We start from the raw sequence: 20,364 nt of genomic DNA, 5'->3' as shown, positions 1-20,364 counted from the left end.
CGGGAAGAACGCGTCCGAGGCTGCGACGGCGCCGCGGGCCCGTTCCGGAGCGCCGGCGGCATCGGTGTTAGATGCCCCGCCGGCACCTTCCACATCGGACTCCACCGTGACACCCAGGGTGTTGGCCCGCTCGACGGCGAGACGGCAGGAGTCGAGCCGGTTGACCTGGCCCATGCCGATCCCGACGGCGGCACCGTCGGCGGCGAGCAGGATCGCGTTGGACTTGGCCGCACGGCAGGCCGTCCAGGCGAAGGCAAGGTCGGCCAGGGTGGCGGCGTCGGCGGCCTCTCCCGCAGCGAGCGTCCAGTTGGCCGGGTTGTCGCCCTCGGCGTCGACCTTGTCCGTGGCCTGGACCAGCATGCCGCCGGAGACCTGGCGGAACTCGGTCGGGTAGCGGCCGTAGCCCTCGGGCAGGGTCAGGAGGCGGATGTTCTTCTTCTTGGCAAGGATCTCCACGGCCTCGTCCTCAAAGCCCGGCGCGATGACGACCTCGGTGAAGATCCCGGCCACGGTCCGGGCCATGCCGGCGGTGACGGTGCGGTTGGCCGCGATCACGCCGCCGAACGCTGACACCGGATCGCAGGCGTGGGCTTTGGCGTGGGCGTCGGCGATCGGGTCCGCCGCGGCGGCGGAACCCACGGCAACGCCGCAGGGGTTGGCGTGCTTGATGATCGCAACGGCGGGCTCGGCAAAGTCGAACGCGGCGCGCAGGGCGGCGTCGGCGTCGACGAAGTTGTTGTAGCTCATCGCCTTGCCGTGCAGCTGGTCGGCCTGGGCGATACCGGCCGGGGCAGCCTTGTCCACATACAGCGCGGCCTGCTGGTGCGGGTTTTCGCCGTAGCGGAGGACCTCGGAGCGTTCCAGGGCCAGGCCGGCGTAGGCGGGCCAGTCGATCACGCCGTCGCCGTCTTCATCCAGGAACTGGCTGGCGGTCCAGGTGGCCACGGCGGTGTCGTAGGACGCGGTGTGCGCGAACGCCTTGGCGGCGAGCCGGCGTCGGGTCTTCAGGTCGAAGCCGCCCGAGGAGGCCGCCTCCACGACGGAACCGTAGGAGGCCGGGTCCACCACGATCGCGACGGCGGCGTGGTTCTTCGCGGCCGACCGCACCATCGCGGGGCCGCCGATGTCGATCTGCTCGACGACGTCGTCCTGCGCGGCGCCGGAGTTTACGGTCTCCACGAAGGGGTAGAGGTTCACGACGACGAGGTCGAACGGCTCGATCGACATGTCCTCGAGCGTCTTCATGTGCGCCGGGACGCGGCGGTCGGCGAGGATGCCGCCGTGCACGCGCGGGTGCAGGGTCTTGACGCGGCCGTCCAGCATTTCCGGGGAGCCGGTGACTTCTTCGACTTCCTGCACCGGGATTCCGGCGGCGGCGATCTTCTTGGCGGTGGAACCGGTGGAGACGATCTTGACGCCGGCTTCGTGCAGGCCCTTGGCGAGCTCCTCCAGACCGGTCTTGTCGTAGACCGAGATGAGGGCCCGGCGGATGGGAACACGGTCGATGGATACACGCTCAAGCTGCGTAAAGCTCACAAAAGTCTCCGTCTTATATCGCGGCGCGGCCGCGGGTGGTGGGGATGCGGCCAGTTTATCGCGTCATGGCTCTCTGCATCCCCCGCCGGGAGCCAGCGCGCCCGAGTGTGAAGCTTCACCGCTGGCGCGCGCCGGGACGTAGAGTTTTCCCAGGAGGCGAGATGAATACTTACACCACTGTGCCCAGCGGCGAACAGGTGGTCCAGGAACTGCCGTGGCGGTGGAAGGTCCAGGGCCGGATTTTCCTGATCGGCGGCCTGGGCTTCATGTTCGATGCCTGGGACGTCACGCTGAACGGGATCCTCATTCCGTTGCTGTCAAAGCACTGGTCCCTGACCGCTGGCGACGCGGCCTGGATCGGCACCTCCAACCTGATCGGCATGGCCGTGGGCGCCTTTGTCTGGGGCACCATCGCGGACACGATCGGGCGCAAGAAGGCTTTCACCGCCACTTTGTTGATCTTCTCGGTGTTCACGGTGCTGGGCGCCTTCTCCCCCGACTTCCTCTGGTTCGTGGCGTTCCGGTTCATGGCGGGCTTCGGCCTGGGCGGTTGCATCCCGGTGGACTACGCACTGGTGGGCGAGTTCACGCCCCGTAAGCAGCGCGGCCGGGTCCTCACCGCGATGGATGGCTGGTGGCCGATCGGTGCGGCGCTGTGCGGGTTCGTCTCGGCCGGGCTGATCGCCGCCTTCGCCGACTGGCGGCTGACCATGCTGATCATGGTGCTGCCCGCGCTGCTGGTGTTCTGGATCCGGCGCAGCGTCCCGGAGTCGCCGCTGTTCCTTATCCGCAAGGGCCGCCGCGAGGAAGCCGCCAGGGTGATCGACCACCTGGTCGCGGCCACCGGCGCCGAGGCCCGGGTCTACAGCCTGCCCGAACCCCAGGACGCGCCCCGGCTTTCCGCCGGCAGCGCCTGGACCCAGTTGCGCGCGCTCTGGCAGTTCAATTGGAAGATTACGACGGCGGCCTGGGCTTTGTTCTTCAGCATCCTGCTGGTCTATTACCTGTCGTTGACCTGGATGCCCCGGATCCTGATCGGCGCCGGCTTCGAGGAGTACAAGGCGTTCCTGACGACGGCGTCGATGGCCGCCGTCGGCCTGCTGGGCGTGGTGGTCGCCGCGCTGCTGGTGGAGCGGACGGGCCGCAAGTGGATCCTTGCCATCACCGGCCCGCTGTCGGCGCTGACCCTGGTGATTGTCGCCGTCGTCGTGGACATCCCGACGGCGGCCGTGTTCTGGCTGCTGGTGTTCGGCTTCGTGGTGCAGGTGGCGATCCCGGTGCTGTACGCCTACGTGTCGGAGCTCTACCCGACCGAGCTGCGCGGCTCGGGCTTCGGCTGGGCCTCGACGTTCTCCCGGCTCGGCGCCGGGTTCGGGCCGTTGATCTTCGCCACGTTCCTGTGGCCTGAACTGGGGCTGGCCACGTCCTTCGCCCTGGCCGGCGGCCTGGTGTTGATCTCGGTGCTGTGGATGGCGTTCTTTGCCCCGGAAACCAAGCAGCGCCGTCTGGAGTAGCTTTCCCGCCGCCGCTCCCCCGCCGGCCCGGAACGCCGAAATGCCCTATCCCTTTTGGTTGTCCTGAGGGTCTCAGAAGCACCACAAGTGATAGGGCATTCGGGGGGTGTGGCTACTGGATGCAGGTCGCGTAGACCGTCATGGCCGTAGTTGTCCGCTGCGTTACGGTCCAGCCGGTAGGCGTCCCGCCGGTCATGACGGGCTGGCTGACAACAGCGCCGTTGTTGCCGGTGGTGGAGCCCAGCGAGTAGCCGCCCGAGACGGCGGTCCTGCCGGCCGGGCAGTTGACCTGAACCACGAGCGTTGAGCCGCTGTTCGACTCGACAGTCACGCTGGTCGACGCGGCCGCCCCGGTGGCTCCGGTGGCTCCGGTGGCTCCGGTCGCACCTGTGGCCCCCCTGGCACCGGCCGGTCCAACGGGGCCGATGGCTCCGGTGTCGCCCTTTTCGCCCTGCAGCCCGGTGGCGCCTGTTGCACCGACGGCACCGGTAGCTCCGGTCTCGCCCTTCTCGCCCTGGATGCCCTGGGCACCGGTCTCGCCGGTGTCGCCCTTCTCGCCCTGGGCTCCGGTGGCTCCCATGGCGCCGGCCTCGCCGGTATCACCCTTGTCGCCCTTCTCACCCTGGGCTCCGGTGGCTCCCATGGCGCCGGCCTCGCCGGTATCACCCTTGTCGCCCTTCTCACCCTGGGCTCCGGTGGCGCCGGTATCACCCTTGTCGCCCTTGTCGCCCTTCTCGCCCTGGGCTCCGGTGGCTCCCATGGCGCCGGTGGCGCCGGCCTCGCCTACGAGCCCCTGGATCCCCTGCGGGCCGGCGATCCCTGGGATCCCCTGCGGGCCGGCAATGCCCTGGATCCCCTGCATGTTCCAGGAGATGGCGGTTTCCTTCTTCAAATCGCACGTTTGGCCGGCTGCCAGCACCCGGAGCTGGCCGCCGTTGTTGATGTTGTAGCAGCCGCTGATTTCGCCGGTGCCGGACGTCGTCGAAGCGGCATAGGCGGCAGAAACGGCGCCCGTTCCGAGGACGAGCGCYGCAGTAAGGCAGAGAACCTTCGGGCTGGTTTTGGCAAAGCCGAACTGTGACACGATGGACCCCCAGGGACGCAAGAGACGAATGAGACTGCGTCAGACTATGGCCCCGGACGGCCCCTCAACCGGCGGCGAGATACCCGATTTTCGCCAGTCACTACCCGACTTATTCGCGGAGTACTCGCTTTTGTCGAGCCGACTACTTGGTTGGGTATTTCCCCGTCGAAAAACGGCTGTCGGCGCCGCGTCGGGAGGGCCCAACTGCCTCGCAGTTGTTGTCGTTTTGAGGGCTCAAAACGACAACAACTGCGAGCTAGTTGGGGGTCTTAGCTCCCGCGGCGAGCGACTTCAGCGTCGACACCAGCAACCGCCGCTCTACCGTCTTGATGCGCTCGTGCAGGGTGTCCTCGGTGTCGCCGTCGTCCACGCTCACGGCTTCCTGGGCGATGATCGGGCCGGTGTCGACGCCCGCGTCCGCCCAGTGCACCGTGCACCCGGTGACCTTCACGCCGTAGGCCAGGGCGTCGCGGACGCCGTGCGCGCCGGGGAAGGCCGGCAGCAGCGCCGGGTGGGTGTTCAGGTACTTGCCGCCGAACGCGTCGATGAAGTCGGCACTGACAATCCGCATGAACCCGGAGGACACGACGACGTCGGGCCGGTAGGCGGCAACGGCTTCGGTCAGCGCGGCATTCCACGCGGCCCGGTCCGGGTAGGCCTTGAAATCCACCACGAAGGTCGGGATCCCGGCGGCCGCGGAGCGCTCCACCCCGTACGTTCCGGGCCGGTCGGCGCCAACGGCGGCGAGTTCCACGTCCAGCTCGCCGGCCCTGACGGCGTCGATGACTGCCTGGAGATTGGAGCCGGTGCCTGAGACGAGGACAACTATGCGCATTGACTTAGCTTATGGGGCCACTCGCGTACGCTGGAAAATATGAATTCCCCCCAGGACCCCGGCGGAGCCCAGCGGGGACAGAATCCCCGGAGCGAAGCGGCCAAGGCATCGCTGCTCCGGACGCACAACCTGTTCCGCGCGTTTATCGTCACGGTGCTTGGGGCGTTCTTCGTCTTCCAGCTGGACGTCAGCTACCTCTGGCTCACCGCAATCCTTACCGCGGCCGCACTGGTGCTCGGCATCGTACTGCTCGTGCGTGCGGCGAAGCTCAAGGAATCCCGCCTGGTGCTGTTCGGCACCATCTCCGGTTTGGTGGTCTCCGCGGTCATGGTGCTGATGGTGCTGGCCTCCGCGGTGTTCTTCAACCAGATCCGGGACTACCAGCAGTGCGCCCGCCATGCCCTGACCCAGCAGGCTGCCTCGGCGTGCCGGACCCAGCTGGAGAATTCGCTGCCCACGCAGCTGCGCTAGCGCCGGCCACCCGCCAGGCCCGGAACGTCGCCGTTTAATCGGCTTCGGCGGCCAGTTCCAGATCCGCTTCGTGCAGTTTCTGCCGTCGTTCCAGCCACGGCCCGGCCGCGTAGCCGATCACGACGCCGATGCCCGTTTCAGCTGCCACGAACAACGCCGTCGTCAGGGGGTCCGGGCCGATGTCCGTGAGCCGTCCGATGCCGGCGGAACCGCGGGCCAACCAAGCCAGCGCCGCCGCGAGCAGACCTGCCACGGCGCCGATCATGGCGCCCAGGACCAGCGTGGAGACGGTGGCCGTGAACCAGCGCGCCTTGACCTTGATGGAGAGCCATTCGTCGAAGTGGTTTTCGCCTTCGCGCAGGAACCACCAGCCCGCCAGGAGCCCGGCGAGCGCAGGAACCACGAGGGCCACGAAGCCGTACTCCAGCGCACCGGCGGGCAGTGCGGCGAACACCGGGATGGAGGGCAGCGGCCCGACGGCGGTGGCCAGCGGCCCGGCCTGCGATCCGACGCCGAGCGCGAACCCGGAGCCGGAAGTCCAGGCCAGCGCGAACACGGCCAGGTTGGGCAGGTAGCCCAACTGCGCGATGGTGAGCGCCGCGCCGCCCACCGGGCCGGCGTCGAGCGCCTCGTAGACGGCAATGATGAGGTTCCAGTGGATGATGAGGTCCACGGTGAGGAGGGCGGCAGCCATGGCCAGGCTGGCCATCACGGCCACGAAGCCGGCCTTGACGGCGGAGCCCAGGTAGGAGCCTGCCCAGCGCGAGTGCTGGCTGGTGCGCGAGAGCCAGGCGACGGCGTCGACGCCGATCAGCCGGCTCCAGGAGCCCGCTTCCCGGCGGGCACCAATCACCATGCCGAGCGCGAAGGGGATCAGCGGGACGATGGAGGCGTACCAGAGGCTGACACCAACCTCGGAGGTGCGGCAGACGAAACCGGTGGCGAATCCGAAGGCGCCGTACATCAGCCAGGAGCCGAGCAGCGCCTGCCAGAGCTGGTCCGTGTAGGAGGCGCGGGCCAGCCGCCGCCCCGCGCGCCAGGCGAGCAGGAACGGGAGGAGCGTGAGACCCAACGGGATCAGCGACAGGGTGCCGGATTCGGGCCGTCCCGCGGTTCCGGCGCCGACGGTTTCGAGCAGCAAGGGGACGCCGTGGATCAGCAGCCAGGCCTGGCCGGCCAGCCGGGCGAGGAATTCAAAGCCGCCCTCGCGGAACCCGGCCGTGGCCCAGACCGCGATAATTGGTGCGATCACGACGAGTGCGGAGATCACGGCGGCCTGCGCGGACTCCAGCGCCCCCTGCAGCCATAGAGGCATCGGAAGGCCACGGTTCCCGGTCTGATCAGCGCGCAGTTTCATCGTCTTCCATGGTGCCACGTGCGGGGCCTTCCGCCGGGTTCCGACAGGCTCTTGGGCCCCCGATTTCAGCCGGCCGGAAACGTTGCCGCCGCCGCCCGCCGCGCCCCGAGCGCACCACCGCAGGTGGCCCCGCGGCGGCGCTTTTTCCGCTACCCCGCCGTAAAATTTAAGGTGTCCGCAATCAGTGGTTGGAGGCAGAAAATGACTACCGCATCCCCACATGCACACGGCGTACATTTCGGACGGACTGATGTCCAAAACGTCGGCATGGGTGTGGGTATTGTCCTTCTTGTCGTGGGTGTCCTGGGGTTCATCCCGGGCATCACCACGCAGTACAGCGAGCTGAGGTTCTTCGGGCCAGATTCCAGGGCCATGTTCCTTGGCCTGTTCCAGGTGTCCATGCTGCTGAACATCGTTCAGCTGGCCATTGGCGCCGCGGGCTTGACCATGTCCCGCAACGGCATGGGAGCCCGGAACTTCCTCATGGGCTTCGGCCTGCTGTACATCGTCTTTAGCGTTTACGGGCTGATCGTCGGCGTGGGGTCGGCGGCCAATTTCCTGGCGTTCAACACCATGGACAACTGGACCCACATGGTGCTGGGCGTGGCAATGATTGGCGCCGGCTGGCTGCTCTCGAGGCATCTGGCCGATGACGCACAAACCCGGTAAGCGAACACCGGGAAAAGGGAGCCGCGAATGAGGACCGATTCTCAGTAATCCAACAAATTCGTACTACCTGCTGGTGCGGGCGCCTGGAGCTTCATGGGTGTCCGCACCAGCTTTCTTTTGCCCCAGCCGTTCCGCCAAATGCTGGACTTATTCGGCGGCAGCACCCCAGACTGGCCTGACCCCACGACCTGAAAGAGTTTCCATGCCAGACTTCTCAGCTTTTATCCCGTTCCTCGCGGTCCTCGCCGGGGCACTTGTCGTCGTCGCCGTGATCTGGATTGCGATCAAGCTGATGTGGAAGGTGGCCGAACCGAACGAGGCCCTGATCATCTCCGGCCTGACCCGCGGAACCCTCGAGACGCGGGACGGCATGGACTTCAAGATCGTCACCGGCAAGGGGGCGCTCGTGTTTCCCGGCCTGCAGACCGTGCGGACCCTGTCCCTGACCCTGAACGAGACGGAGCTCAAGGTCTCCTGCGTGACCTCCCAGGGCATCCAGGTGATCGTCGAGGGCGTGGTGATCTACAAGATCGGCGACGCGCCGCCGTTCATCGCGAACGCTGCGCGCCGCTTCCTCGGCCAGCAGCCCAAGATGCAGAGCCAGGTCTACAACGTCTTCGAGGGACATTTGCGCTCCATCATCGGCAGCATGACCGTGGAGGAGATCATCCGCGAGCGCGACAAGCTCGGCTCGCAGGTCCGCAGCGCCAGCGGGGTGGAGATGGAAAAGCTCGGCCTGGTGGTGGATTCGCTCCAGATCAAGGACCTCCAGGACCCCACCGGCTACATCCAGAACATCGCCAAGCCGCACATCGCCCAGGTAAAGATGGAAGCCCGGATCGCGGAGGCCACCCGGAACCGTGAGGCGGCCGAGCGGGAGGCGGAGGCGGCCGCGCAAATCGCCGACGCCCAGAGCCTCTCCGCGATCAAACAGTCGGAGGCGCAGGCCAACGCCGAACGGGCCCGGGCCAACGCCGCCCAGGCCGGACCGCTGGCCGAGGCCACCGCGCGGCAGCAGGTGGTGGTGCAGGAAACCGAGGTCGCCAAGCTCGAGGCGGACCGTGAGGAACAAAAACTCCAGACCACCATCCGCAAGCCCGCCGACGCCAAGGCCTACGCCAAGCGCACCGAGGCCGAGGGACAGAAATCCGCGGACATCAGCGCGGCCGAGGCGCTGGCCCGCCGGACCGAACTCGAGGCACAGGTCAACGCCCGGCGCACCGAGCTCCAGGCGCAGGCCAATGCGACAGCTGCCGCGGCCGCCGCCGGGGCCACCCGCGTCACCGGTGAAGCCGAGGCTGCCGCCACGAAGGCCCGCGGTGACGCGACGGCGTCGTCGATCAAGGCCAAAGCGCTGGCCGAAGCCGACGGCATCAAGGCGCGCGGCGAAGCCCTCGGCACCAACCAGGACGCGGTCATCTCGCAGCAGCTGGCCGAGAACATGCCGGCCATCATCGCCGCGGCCGCGGAGCCGTTCGCCCACGTCGGGCAGCTCACCGTCCTCAACGGCGGGGAGGGCATCAACCGGATGATCGGCGGCATCCTGGCGCAGGTCGGCGACTACCTTCCCGCGCTGCGGACGGCATTGAAAGATGGCCGGCAGGACGGCCGGCAGCCACCGAAAGCCCCGGATGCATAAGGAAGTCGACCGCAGCCTGACCGGCCGGATCGGCCGGGTGACGGGGCGGGTGGGGCCCGGCACCATCGGGGAGGTCATGCTGCCCTTCCGCGGCGGGACGAGTGCCTTCCATGCCCACCCGTTCGACAAGGAGAGCGTCTTCGCCGTCGGGGACGAGGTGCTGGTCATCTACTACGAGCCGCCCCAGACGGTCTACGTGGACGAACTCCCGGACGTGCTGCGGCACGAGCCGCGCCGCTGACGCTGGCCGGCGCGGCGCCGGGCACTGCGGGCATTCCGGGGCACCGGGCACTCCGGGGAGCTCCTGGGAGCTCCTGGGCGTCGAGCACTCTGGCCCCGAGCGCGAACCGCGCCCCTTTGCCGGAGGTGGCCGCTCCGAGGCCCGGCTTAGCGGCCATCTCCGGCAAACGGGCGGCCCTGGACTGGAAGGGCCACGGGAACCAGCGCGCTCCGGCACCATCCATTTGCCACAAGCGGCCGCCTGGGCAGCTGGTTTGCGGCCAATTTTGGATAATCGTCATTCGGCGCGGCAGCGAGCGCGCGTATTGGGATGATGTCCGGACACGCGTCCGGCCGACGGGCATGCCCAGTGGGACACCGAAGGGCCGCCATGCCCCCCGGAACCCGCGGCCCACCCACGCCTGTTAACCCACTCTTCCCCCGCAGGCCACACCGGGGACCCCGCGCCGTCAGCCGCCGCGGCCACGGTGGAGGCGTGAGGATCGCACTAGTCGCCGAATCATTCCTGCCGCAGATGAACGGGGTCACGCACTCCATCCTGAGGGTTCTGGAGCATCTGCAGGACCGCGGCGACGAGGTGCTGGTGATCGCGCCATCCACGCAGGACCCCCAGGTCCCCGGCGAGGTCCACGGCGCGCGGGTGCACCGGCTCCCGTCCGTGCCGCTGGCCGGCTACACGAACGTACGGGTGGCGTTGGGCGGTGTGGCCCGGGTCAAGCGAATCCTTGCCGACTACGCCCCCGACGTCGTCCACCTCGCCTCGCCGTTCGTGCTCGGCTGGCGGGCAGCCCAGGCCGCGCACCAGCAGGGGATCCCCAGCGTCGCCGTCTATCAGACTGAGGTCCCCGGCTACGCGGGACGCTACGGCGTCCCGTTCCTGGAAAACTGGGCCTGGAACCGGGTGGAGCAGATCCACCTGCTCGCCACCCGCACCCTGGTCCCGTCGACCTTTGCGCGGAACCAGTTCCTGGGCCGCGGCATTCCCCGGGTGCACATGTGGCGCCGCGGCGTGGACACCCGGCGGTTCAGCCCGGAGAAGCGCGACGACGCGTGGCGGGCTTCGGTCGCCCCCGGCGGCGAGCGCATCATCGGCTACGTCGGCCGGCTCGCCGTCGAGAAACAAGTGGAGGACCTGGCCGTGCTCGCAGATATTCCCGGCACCCGGCTGGTGATCGTCGGCGGCGGGCCGCAGCGCGAAACCCTCGAAGCCGCGCTCCCGGACGCCGTGTTCACCGGGTTCCTCGGCGGCGAGGAACTGGCGCGGGCCGTCGCCTCGTTCGATCTGTTCGTCCACCCCGGCGAGTTCGAGACCTTCTGCCAGACCATCCAGGAGGCTATGGCCTCCGGCGTCCCGGTGGTCGCCACCGGCCGCGGCGGCCCGCTGGACCTGGTGGAGAATTCGCGGACCGGCTGGCTTTACGAACCGGGTGATCTCGCGGCCCTGCGGTCCCGGGTGGCAGACCTTACGGGCGACGACGCCAAGCGCCGCGCTTTCGCCGCCGCGGCCCACGCCTCGGTGCAGGGCCGGACCTGGTACGCGCTGGGCGAGGAGCTCGTGCGGCACTACGAAGCGGTCCGCACCGGTTCCGCCCGCACCGGTCCCACCAGCCCCCGTTCAACCACCAGAGGAGCAACCCTGTGAAGATTTCCGTGATCGGCTGCGGCTACCTCGGCGCCGTGCACGCCGCCACCCTGGCCTCGATGGGGCACACCGTGGTGGGGATCGACGTCGACGCCGCCAAGGTGGCCCAGCTGGACCGCGGCGCCGCCCCGTTCTACGAACCGGGCCTGGACGAACTCCTGCGCGACGGCCGCGCCAACGGCCGGCTCGCCTTCTCCACCAGCTTCGCCGACGCCGCCGGCGCGCAGTTGTATTTTCTCTGCGTCGGAACACCGCAGTCCAAGACCTCCGACGGCGCCGACCTGGGCTACCTGGTCTCCGCCACCGAAGCGTTGCTCCCGTTCCTGGCGCCGCGTGCCGCCGTCGTCGGCAAGTCCACCGTGCCGGTGGGAACGGTGGACATGCTCCGCGGTTTGCTGGCCGGGCGCCCGGATGTGCTCCTCGGCTGGAACCCCGAGTTCCTGCGCCAGGGCACGGCGGTGAAGGATTCCCTGGTGCCGGACCGGCTGGTGTACGGCGTGCCGGGCGGCAAGGAATCCGCGCGGCACCCGAACAGCGCTGGCGCCGCCGTCACCGCCGCCCTGGACACGGTGTATGGGCCGCTGCTCTGCGCCGGCATCCCCCGGCTCATCTGCAACTTCGCGACCGCTGAGCTGATCAAATCGGCGTCGAACGCCTATCTGGCCACCAAGCTGAGCTTCATCAATGCGATGGCCGAACTCTGCGAGGCATCCGGCGCGGACGTGACGGAGCTGGGCGAGGCGATGGGCCTGGATCCGCGGATCGGCGGCCGGTACCTGCATGCCGGCCTCGGCTTTGGCGGCGGCTGCCTGCCCAAGGACATCCGTTCCCTCCGGGTGCAGGCCGCCGCGTTGGGCGTGGACTCGGTGGACGCCTGGATGGCCACGGTGGACGGCATCCACCGCGGCCAGCGCACCCGCACCGTGGAGGCTGCCCGGGAGCTGTGCGGCGGCCAGCTGGGCGGCCGGCGGGTAACCGTGCTCGGGGCGGCCTTCAAACCGGACACCGACGACATCCGCGACTCCCCCGCCCTGGATGTGGCCCAGCAACTGGCCGAAGCGGGGGCGCATGTCACCGTCACCGATCCGGCGGCGATCAACAACGCCTGGCTGCGCCATCCGCAGCTGCGCTTCGAGGCCGCCGTCGAGCAGGCGCTCGACGGTGCCGAACTGGTGCTGCTGCTGACCGAGTGGGAGGCCTACCGCTCGCTCTCCCCGACCGCGGCCGGGGAGCTGGTCCGACGCCGGACGGTGCTGGACGCCCGGAACGCCCTCGACGCCGCCGCCTGGACCGCGGCGGGGTGGACGGTGCGGGGCCTGGGAAGGGCCGACGCCGGAATTGGCGCGGACGCGGCCGCCGCCGGCCGACTGGCCACCGCCGACTGAGCGGTCCGGCCCCAGCGGCCCGGTCTGAGCGGCCCGGCCCCAGCGCCCCCGGCCCGGACTGGGCGGCCCGGCCCCAGCAGGAGCGCGGCAACCCGCCGGACGCCCGCGCCGTGGCGCTGGGCCCGCGCTTCGCCCCCTATGATTTCTGAGGGGAGGATTCAGAATGCAGCATCGTTGGTCTCAGATTTGTCCGGTTACGGCCGCGTGAGCACTTCAGCGCGCCCCGAGGAGGACGCCCGGCTCCGCGAAGCCATGTCCCTGCTCTCAGCCACACTGGAATCCACCGCGGACGGCATCCTCGTGGTCAGTGCCGAGGGCCGGATCTCCTCCGTCAACAACCAGTTCCTCTCGATGTGGGGCATCCCCCGCGAACTCGTGGACACCGGCGACGACGAGTCCGTGATGGGCTTCGTCCTGGGCCAGCTCACGGACCCCGAGCAGTTCCTCGCAAAGGTCACGGCCCTCTACGCCGATCCGGAAGCCGAGAGCCACGACGTGCTGCGCTTCCGCGACGGGCGGACCTTTGAACGGTATTCCCGCCCGCAGAAGGTCGAGGACCGCGTGGTGGGCCGCGTCTGGAGCTTCCGGGACGTCACCGCGGCCCGGCGAGCCCAGGACCAGATTAACCAGGCCATGGCGGACCTCGCGCAGCAGGCCAGCCAGCTGAAGACCCTCGCGTTCCAGGATCCGCTGACCGGGCTCTCCAACCGCCAGCTCTTCAACGACCGTCTGGCGCACGCCTTGGCCGGACCCTACGKGACCGCCGTCGACGTCCTGCTGCTGGACCTGGACGACTTCAAGGAAGTCAACGACATCCACGGCCACCATGCCGGGGACCAGATGCTGATCGAGGTCGGCCGCCGGCTGCGCGCCTGCGTCCGGCCCAACGACGTTGTAGCACGGCTGGGCGGCGACGAATTCGTGGTCCTGCTGGTCGGGTCGCTCGACGCCGACGCGGCCGCCGCGCGGGTCGTCGAATCCCTCAAGCTGCCGGTCTGGATTGATGGCACCATGCTGCGGCCCAGCCTGAGCCTGGGGCTGGCGTCCATCAGCGAAGACGCCGTCGATGCCTCCGAGCTGCTCCGCCGCGCCGACATCGCCATGTACGCTGCCAAGTCCGCCGGCAAGAACCGCTACCTGCGCTTCCGCCCGGAAATGATGACCGCGCTGCTGGAGCGCACCGACCTGGAGGCCGGGCTGCGCACCGCGGTCGACAGCGGGGAGATCGCGGTGCATTACCAGCCAATCGTCTCCGCCCGGCTGGGCACCGTAGTCAAGGTCGAGGCGCTGGCCCGCTGGGAACGCGACGGTGCCCTCGTCCCGCCGCATCAGTTCATTCCCGCCGCGGAGCGCAGCGGCCTGATCGTCGAAATCGGCACCGAGGTCCTGCTGCGCGGCTGCACGGAGCTGGAGCCCTGGCTTTCCGCGGACCCCACCCGGTCCCTCGCCGTCAACGTCTCCGGTGTGCAGCTCCAGCACGGCAACTTCCCGGAGCTRCTGTTCGCGACCGCGGGCTCCTGCGGGGTGGATCCGCACCAGCTGGTCGTGGAGGTCACCGAGAGTGTCTTCTTCGACGACGACTGCCAGGTCCAGCGCCAGCTGGTGCAGCTCCGTGGCGCCGGGGTGCGGGTGGCGCTGGACGACTTCGGCACCGGCTACTCCTCGCTGGGCCGCCTGCAGGACCTCCCGGTGGACACGCTCAAGATCGATCAGTCCTTCGTCGCCTTGATCCACGCCGGTACCGAGGAGCTCCCCATCCTGAACTGCATGATCGACATGGCACACGGCCTGGGCCTGACCGTCACCGCTGAAGGCGTCGAGACCCGGGAACAGGCCGAGTACCTGATGCGACGCGGATGCGATTCCCTCCAGGGCTTCCTGTTTTCCCGGCCCCAACCGGCGACCGGTCTGCCCGCTGCGCTCTCGGCGTCGGCCCGGACCATCACCGCATTGCGCCACGACACTGCCGCCCAAACACAGTCGGTGCTGTGATTTGGGTCTCATGGCCCTATGATGCTTGAAGTTTAATGACCACCGCCCTGCCGGTGGATTCGAGTGACGAACGCCCGGGGGCTGGCATCGACGTGGAACAAGGATTGGCGGAAACCCTGCTGACGCAGGGCCCTGACGCGTTGCTGCAACTCACCACGGAGGGGGTCATCTCCTATCTGAATCCCGCGGCGGAGCGCCTGTTCGGCTACTCCGGCGAGGAGCTGATCGGCGTCGCGCACAACCGGCTGCTGGTGGAGGACGACCGCGGCGGCTTCCTGCGGGTTCTGAGCCGGCTCGGCCGCACAGGAACGTCGGGGACGAGGCCTTTCCCCGGCCTCGGGCTGCACCGCGACGGCCGCGAACTGCCGTTGGAAATCACCTGCTCGCTCGTGACCACGCCGGCCGGAACGTCGGTGGCGGTCGCGGTCCGCGACACCACGCACCGCCAGGACCACGACGCCGGCCGGCGCAGCGCCGTCTCGCTCCTGGACGCGACGCTGGAGACGACGGCGGACGCCATCGTGGTGGTGTCCAACACCGGCCAGATCACCGGCGTCAACGAACAGTACCTGCGGCTGTGGGACATGCCGCGGGAGATCCTGGCCGAGGAGGACGCCTACGCCCTGGTCAAATTCATCGCCCAGAAATTGGTTGCCCCGGACTGCTTCAAGGCCAAGGTCGCCGAGCTCTACGCCAACCACGAGCTGCACAGCCACGACGTCCTCGAGTTCCAGGACGGCCGCACCGTGGAGCTGTATTCCCGCCCGCAGAAGGTCGCCGATGAGGTGGTGGGCCGGATCTGGAACTTCCGCGACGTCACCTCCCGCACCGTGGCGCAGGACCAGGCCCGCCGCGCCCTCGACGAGCTGGCACAGCAGGCTGATCAGCTGAAGGCACTCGCGTTCCAGGATCCGCTGACCGGGCTGGCGAACCGGATGCTGTTCAACGAACGCGCCACCGCCGCGTTGGAGTCCCCCGGACCGGTGGCGGTGCTGCTGCTGGACCTGGACGACTTCAAGGAAGTCAACGACATCCTGGGCCACCACGCCGGGGACCAGATGCTGGTGGAGATTTCCCGCCGGCTGCAGAACTGCGTGGGCCCGCACGGCACCGTGGCCCGCCTGGGCGGCGACGAATTCGTGGTGCTGCTGGTCGGCTGCGGCGATTCGGACGCGGTGGCGCAGCGGATCGTGGCCACGCTGAACGCCCCGGTCTCCATCGAGGGCACCCTGATGCGCCCGGGGCTGAGCCTGGGCGTGGCGACGCGCGGCACCGAGGACATGTCTTCCTCCGAGCTGTTGCGGCAGGCCGATGTGGCCATGTACGCCGCCAAGGAGGCAGGCAAGAACTGCTACGTGCACTTCCAGCCGGAGATGCTGGCCACCCTGCTGGAACGCACGCAGCTGACCGCGGGGCTGCGCCGCGCCGTCGAACTCGGCCAGATCACCGTCTTCTACCAGCCCGTAATCTCCACGAACCGCCGCGAGGTGATCCAGTTTGAGGCCCTGGCCCGCTGGGAACGCGACGGGGTGCTGATGGCGCCGGACGCCTTCATCCAGACCGCGGAGCGCAGCGGCCTGATCCGCGACATCGGGGCCGAGGTGCTCCGGCAAAGCTGCACCGAGCTGCAGTCCTGGCTGGCGGAAGACCCCGGGCGGACCCTGGCCGTCAACGTCTCCGGCGTGCAGCTGCAGCACAAGGACTTCGCCGAGCGGGTGCTGGACATCGCCGCATGGAGCCGGGTGGATCCGCACCAGCTGGTCCTGGAGGTCACCGAAAGCGTGTTCTTCGACGCCGACTCCCACGTCATCCAGCAGCTGATCACGCTGCGCGCCGCGGGCATCCGGGTGGCGCTGGACGACTTCGGCACCGGCTACTCCTCGCTGGGCCGCCTGCAGGAGCTTCCGGTGGACGCGGTCAAGATCGACAAGTCGTTCGTGTCCATGCTGCACACCGGCGAGGAGCGGCTTCCCATTCTGACGTCCATGATCCACATGGCCCACAGCCTGGGCCTGCGGGTGACGGCGGAGGGCATCGAGACGCCCACCCAGGCCCGGTACCTGATGGAACACGAGTGCGACGCCCTGCAGGGCTACCTCTTCTCCCGCCCCGTGCCCGGGGCACGCCGGGCGGCGGCCGTCGCACAGTCCGCGGAGGCCATCACGGCCCTGCAGGAGCCGGCAGTGGCGCTCTAATTCTGCCCCCTTGTCTGGGCGACCGGACGACATATTCGCACGCTTTCACGATTACTGTCGGGGCGGCATGAGACTGTGCTAGCGACCACATATGATTTCAGCAGGCGCGGCCGCGGCGAACCCAATCCGGTTCCCGGCGGTGCGCGGCACCATTCACAGATCCATCGCTTTTGGGGGCAGTACACATCATGGACGCAGCGTTTGCACAGACAGTGTTGGAGCACAGCCCTGACGCCCTCTTGCTGCTTGGCCCGGATGGATCCATCGCTTTCCTGAACACTGCCGCGGAGCAGCTCTTCGGCTATTCCCGGGCGCAACTGCTGGGCGCCGACTACAGCATGCTGCTTGCCGAGTCGGCACGGGAGGACTTCCACAAGGTCCTCGCCGGACTGGAAGGCGGCGCCGGGCGGACGGCCTTCACCGGCGCGGGCCGCCGCGGCGACGCCTCCGAGTTCCCGGTCCAAATCACCTGCGCTGCGCTTCCGGCAGCGCCCGGCACGGCCGGGACCGTCGCCGTCTCCGTGCGCCCGGGAGTCCCGGCCCGCCCCGGCGCCACACCACCCGCAACCCCGCACGACGGCGGAGCCACGGCGGGTGCCGCCGCGGCGGCAGCCGCTCCCCGCCGTCGGACATTCGGCTCGCTGGAGGCAGAACTGGTGCCCGGCACCACCGGCGTGCTCCCCCGTCTCACTCCCGCGGAGCACGACGACCAGCTCAAGGCGGCCGTGCTGCGGGACACGCTGACCGGGCTGCCGAACGGGACCCTGTTCAACGAGCGCCTCGCCGCGGCGCTGCGCCGGCCGGACCCGGTGGACGTGCTGCTGATCAACGTGGACGATTTCAAGAGCTACAACGACATGCTGGGCCGTTCCGCCGCGGACGAGCTGCTTGTGGAGGTGGCCAGCCGGCTGCGCAACTGCGTCCGGCCGCACGACACCGTGGCCCGGCTGGGCGGCGACGAATTCGTGGTGCTGCTGACCGAGTGCCTCAATGCCGGAGCCGTGGCGAAACGGATTTCCGAGTCCCTGTACGTCCCGGCACGGATCGGCGGATCGCTGGTGCGGCCCGCGGTCAGCATGGGACTGGCGGCCAAGACGCCGGAGACCCACGACGGCGCTGAACTGCTGCGGCAGGCGGACTCGGCCATGACGGCGGCCAAGGCGGCGGGGAAGAACACCTGGCTGCAGTTCCGGCCGGAGATGCTGAACACGGCCGCCAACAAAGCCCAGGGCGAGACCGGCCTGCGGCAGGCGGTGGAACTGGGGCAGATCTCGGTCCACTACCAGCCGGTGGTGTCCCCCGGGCTCGGCGCCGTGGTGCAGTTCGAGGCCTTCGCGCGCTGGGAGCGGCACGGCAAGCTGGTGCCGCCCAACCAGTTCCTGCCAGTGGCCGAACAGAGCGGCCTGATCCGCGAGATCGGCGACGAGGTCATGCGCCGCGCCTGTGCCGAGATCCGGCCCTGGCTGGCCGGCGACGCCGCGTACAGCGTGGCCGTGAATGTCTCCGGCCTGCAGTTCCAGCACCGGGACTTCGCCACCGACGTGCTGGGCATTGTCGCCTCCACCGGGGTGGACCCGCGCCAGCTCATGCTCGAACTGACCGAGAGCGTGTTCTTCGACGCCGATTCGGACGTGCTCCGGCAGTTGGCGCAGCTGCGCGAGGCCGGCGTCCGGATCGCGATGGACGACTTCGGCACGGGTTACTCAACGCTGGGCCGGCTTAAGGAACTGCCCCTGGACAAGGTCAAGATCGACCGTTCCTTCGTGGCGATGATCAAGACGGGCAAGGAACACCTGCCGTTCTTCCGCACCATGATCAACGCCGCGCAAAACCTCGGGCTGAAGGTCACGGCCGAGGGCATCGAGACGCCGGCGCAGGCCAAGTACCTGATGGATCTGGGCTGCGACTCGCTGCAGGGGTACCTGTTTGCTAAGCCCGCCCCGGCCAGCGACCTCGCCGGGACGATGGAAAGCGCCCTGACGGCGATCGACAAGGTCGAAGCCGCAGGCTAGCCTCCGGCTCCCGCAGCTCCGGCGGCGCACGTGACGCTCCCGCAGCACGGCGGCCGACGTTCCCGCCCAGTTGTAACCCCCGGCAGCACTCCGGCAGCCCGGTGTAGCCCGGGTTGGCGCGGAGTGCACCTGTGACGGTGCCAAGAACTGGGCTGGAGCGTCGCCGCGGGCCGACAGGCGGGGCCCCGGCGCAAAGGTCGGGTTAGCGCTTTTCGCAGGCGATGCCGTCGTTGTCACGGTCGAGGTCGTACTCGCCGCGGTGCCGGACGGCGCCGCCGTCGTTGTAGCCGTAGAGGGTGTTGTCCACGCGGAAGGTGGTGACCCGCTTGCCGGTGGTCTTGTCCTTGGCGCCCTTGCGGCCCACGCCGTGCGGGTAGACCTTGTTCAGCTCCGTGCAGTTCTTGTACGACTTCGGCGCCGGCGCGGCAGACGCCGGCACGGCGGTGCCGCTCAGCACGACGGCGCTGGCAGCCAGCGAGGCAATCATCAGTTTCTTCAGGCGCACCTTCGAGCACTCCCCCAATATGAAGCCCTCGGCCGCGTGTCGGCGAGGGGCAGGGAAAGACTATCCCACGATTCCGTTCATTGGGAGGAGGCTCAACCGCGGGGGTCGAGCCTGTCGGAGTCCTGGGCCACCATGGCGGTGCTGCGCTCCCACAGTTCCCTGGAGAGTTCCGCGTCGTAGGCCTGCTTGTTGGCCTTCGCCAGCGCCCGCTTGGCGTAGTAGGCGCCCGGGACCCACTCCTGCCCCGGGACGGCCGTGGCAAGCCACACGAGGGTGTCAGCGCCCTGCTCCGGGGACAGCATGAACCGGTTGAGGAAGCTTCGGTACATAAAGCGGAACGGGCTGGTGGTGTCCGCGGCAAAGTTGGTGGCCACTACGCCGGGGTGGAACGCCGCCGTGGAGATGCCGGCTGCGTGGTAGCGGTTGTGCAGCTCGGCCGTGAAGAGGATGTTCTCCAGCTTCGCGTTACCGTAGGCCAGATTGGCGGAGTATTTGTTCGCGAGCTCCAGGTCGTCGATGTCCAGCCGGCCGTAGAGCGAATTGGCGGCGCTGGACGTGTTGATGACGGTGGCCTTGCTGGCGGTCAGGGTGTCCAGCAGTTCGGTGGTGAGCAGGAACGGTGCCAAGTGGTTGATCTGGAAGGTCTTCTCGTGACCGTCGACCGTGAGCTCCCGGGTGCCCATGATGCCGCCAGCGTTGTTGGCCAGGACGTCGATCCGCGGGTACTTCTCCCGCAGCTGCGCGGCGAGCCGGCGGACCTGCGCCAGGTCGGCGAAGTCGCTGACGAAGTAGTGGTCCGCGCCGATTTCGTTCGCGATCCGTTCGGTCTTCTCGGCCGAACGCCCGACGACGACGACGTTCTCGCCTCGTGCGGCGAGGGTCCGGGCGGCGGACGCGCCGATCCCGTCGCTGGCGCCGGTGATGACGATGGTCCGTGCAGTCATGGGATCTCCCGAGTTGGTATTTAGTAGAAGCTACTCAAGAGTATTCAACGCTGAAGCGCCGGCAGGTGTTCCTCCCCACCCAACACTCCCGCAGGTGTGGCAAGTTCCTGCCCACGCTCCCTCACTTCCACAGGTTGCTATGGAGGCCTTCAGCTCTGTGTTTGGGGTGATAAAAGGCTCAGGCCCCGACACTGCGTGTCGGGGCCTGGCTGTAATGGTTGTCCGGCGGTGACCTACTCTCCCACACCCTCCCGGGTGCAGTACCATCGGCGCTGTGGGTCTTAGCTTCCGGGTTCGGGATGGGACCGGGCGTTTCCCCCACGCTATGACCGCCGTAACCCYGT

General features: G+C 68.7%; 16 protein-coding genes and 1 rRNA gene. 10 read left to right on the top strand and 7 right to left on the bottom strand.

The window, feature by feature from the left end; translation table 11 throughout:
• On the bottom strand, positions 1–1,536 hold a 1,536-nt coding region (gene purH / locus AC1DGE_RS16745; protein ID WP_476917853.1), incomplete at its 3' end, for a bifunctional phosphoribosylaminoimidazolecarboxamide formyltransferase/IMP cyclohydrolase.
• A 161-nt stretch (positions 1,537–1,697) separates the two neighbouring features.
• On the opposite strand from purH, the gene AC1DGE_RS16740 reads away from it, so the two are divergent.
• Positions 1,698–3,050: an MFS transporter gene (locus tag AC1DGE_RS16740; protein ID WP_476917852.1), complete on the top strand. Its 1,353-nt coding sequence runs from the start codon at positions 1,698–1,700 to the stop codon at positions 3,048–3,050.
• Positions 3,051–3,162: 112 nt separating this feature from the next.
• Here AC1DGE_RS16740 and AC1DGE_RS16735 read toward each other — a convergent pair whose 3' ends face one another.
• Together AC1DGE_RS16735 and purN are read right to left on the bottom strand one after the other, a co-directional pair.
• A complete protein-coding gene (locus AC1DGE_RS16735; RefSeq protein WP_476917851.1) occupies positions 3,163–4,134 on the bottom strand; it encodes a hypothetical protein in 972 nt (323 codons plus the stop codon).
• A 256-nt stretch (positions 4,135–4,390) separates the two neighbouring features.
• The gene (purN, locus tag AC1DGE_RS16730; protein WP_476909380.1) at positions 4,391–4,969 is read right to left on the bottom strand and encodes a phosphoribosylglycinamide formyltransferase; all 579 of its coding nucleotides are present in this window, start codon (positions 4,967–4,969) and stop codon (positions 4,391–4,393) included.
• A 39-nt stretch (positions 4,970–5,008) separates the two neighbouring features.
• Here purN and AC1DGE_RS16725 point away from each other — a divergent pair, with 39 nt between their 5' ends.
• On the top strand, positions 5,009–5,440 hold the full coding sequence (locus AC1DGE_RS16725) for a hypothetical protein (RefSeq protein ID WP_441418549.1): 432 nt from the start codon (positions 5,009–5,011) through the stop codon (positions 5,438–5,440).
• Positions 5,441–5,474: 34 nt separating this feature from the next.
• Here the strand turns inward: AC1DGE_RS16725 and AC1DGE_RS16720 are convergent, their stop codons facing one another.
• Complete coding sequence (locus AC1DGE_RS16720; RefSeq protein WP_476917854.1) at positions 5,475–6,797, bottom strand: cell division protein PerM; 1,323 nt, start codon at positions 6,795–6,797, stop codon at positions 5,475–5,477.
• A 201-nt stretch (positions 6,798–6,998) separates the two neighbouring features.
• On the opposite strand from AC1DGE_RS16720, the gene AC1DGE_RS16715 reads away from it, so the two are divergent.
• The 8 genes from AC1DGE_RS16715 (at position 6,999) to AC1DGE_RS16680 (ending at position 18,571) form a co-directional block, all read left to right on the top strand.
• Positions 6,999–7,466, top strand: coding sequence for a DUF4383 domain-containing protein (locus AC1DGE_RS16715; RefSeq protein ID WP_441418550.1), 468 nt, complete (start codon positions 6,999–7,001; stop codon positions 7,464–7,466).
• Between the two features lie 202 nt (positions 7,467–7,668).
• A complete protein-coding gene (locus AC1DGE_RS16710; RefSeq protein ID WP_476917850.1) occupies positions 7,669–9,105 on the top strand; it encodes a flotillin family protein in 1,437 nt (478 codons plus the stop codon).
• Complete coding sequence (locus AC1DGE_RS16705) at positions 9,098–9,346, top strand: hypothetical protein (protein ID WP_476893281.1); 249 nt, start codon at positions 9,098–9,100, stop codon at positions 9,344–9,346. Before AC1DGE_RS16710 ends, AC1DGE_RS16705 begins: the two co-directional genes overlap by 8 nt.
• Positions 9,347–9,820: 474 nt before the next feature.
• Positions 9,821–10,987 (top strand): glycosyltransferase family 4 protein, encoded by a 1,167-nt coding sequence (locus AC1DGE_RS16700; RefSeq protein ID WP_476917849.1) that lies wholly within the window; start codon positions 9,821–9,823, stop codon positions 10,985–10,987.
• Entirely contained in the window at positions 10,984–12,372 is a 1,389-nt protein-coding gene (locus AC1DGE_RS16695; protein WP_476917848.1) for a UDP-glucose dehydrogenase family protein, read from the top strand. The genes AC1DGE_RS16700 and AC1DGE_RS16695 overlap by 4 nt, the downstream gene beginning before the upstream one ends.
• A gap of 204 nt (positions 12,373–12,576) precedes the next feature.
• Positions 12,577–14,364 (top strand): putative bifunctional diguanylate cyclase/phosphodiesterase, encoded by a 1,788-nt coding sequence (locus tag AC1DGE_RS16690; RefSeq protein ID WP_476917847.1) that lies wholly within the window; start codon positions 12,577–12,579, stop codon positions 14,362–14,364.
• 35 nt (positions 14,365–14,399) lie between these two features.
• Positions 14,400–16,559 carry a putative bifunctional diguanylate cyclase/phosphodiesterase gene (locus tag AC1DGE_RS16685; protein WP_476917846.1) on the top strand — a complete coding sequence of 720 codons (2,160 nt, stop codon included), beginning with the start codon at positions 14,400–14,402 and terminating at the stop codon, positions 16,557–16,559.
• A gap of 188 nt (positions 16,560–16,747) precedes the next feature.
• Entirely contained in the window at positions 16,748–18,571 is a 1,824-nt protein-coding gene (locus AC1DGE_RS16680; protein ID WP_476917845.1) for a putative bifunctional diguanylate cyclase/phosphodiesterase, read from the top strand.
• Positions 18,572–18,773: 202 nt separating this feature from the next.
• Here AC1DGE_RS16680 and AC1DGE_RS16675 read toward each other — a convergent pair whose 3' ends face one another.
• The 3 genes from AC1DGE_RS16675 to rrf all read right to left on the bottom strand — a co-directional run bounded on the left by AC1DGE_RS16675 (position 18,774) and on the right by rrf (position 20,357).
• Positions 18,774–19,076 (bottom strand): excalibur calcium-binding domain-containing protein, encoded by a 303-nt coding sequence (locus tag AC1DGE_RS16675; protein WP_441418558.1) that lies wholly within the window; start codon positions 19,074–19,076, stop codon positions 18,774–18,776.
• Between the two features lie 92 nt (positions 19,077–19,168).
• Positions 19,169–20,020 (bottom strand): SDR family NAD(P)-dependent oxidoreductase, encoded by an 852-nt coding sequence (locus tag AC1DGE_RS16670; protein WP_476917844.1) that lies wholly within the window; start codon positions 20,018–20,020, stop codon positions 19,169–19,171.
• 220 nt (positions 20,021–20,240) lie between these two features.
• A 5S ribosomal RNA gene (gene rrf / locus AC1DGE_RS16665) occupies positions 20,241–20,357 on the bottom strand.
• Between the last annotated feature and the right edge of the window lie 7 nt (positions 20,358–20,364).

This window comes from Arthrobacter sp. 05N425, from assembly GCF_056397125.1.
Note: the sequence above shows the minus strand (reverse complement) of the source record. Positions and strands in the feature narration are given on the sequence as shown.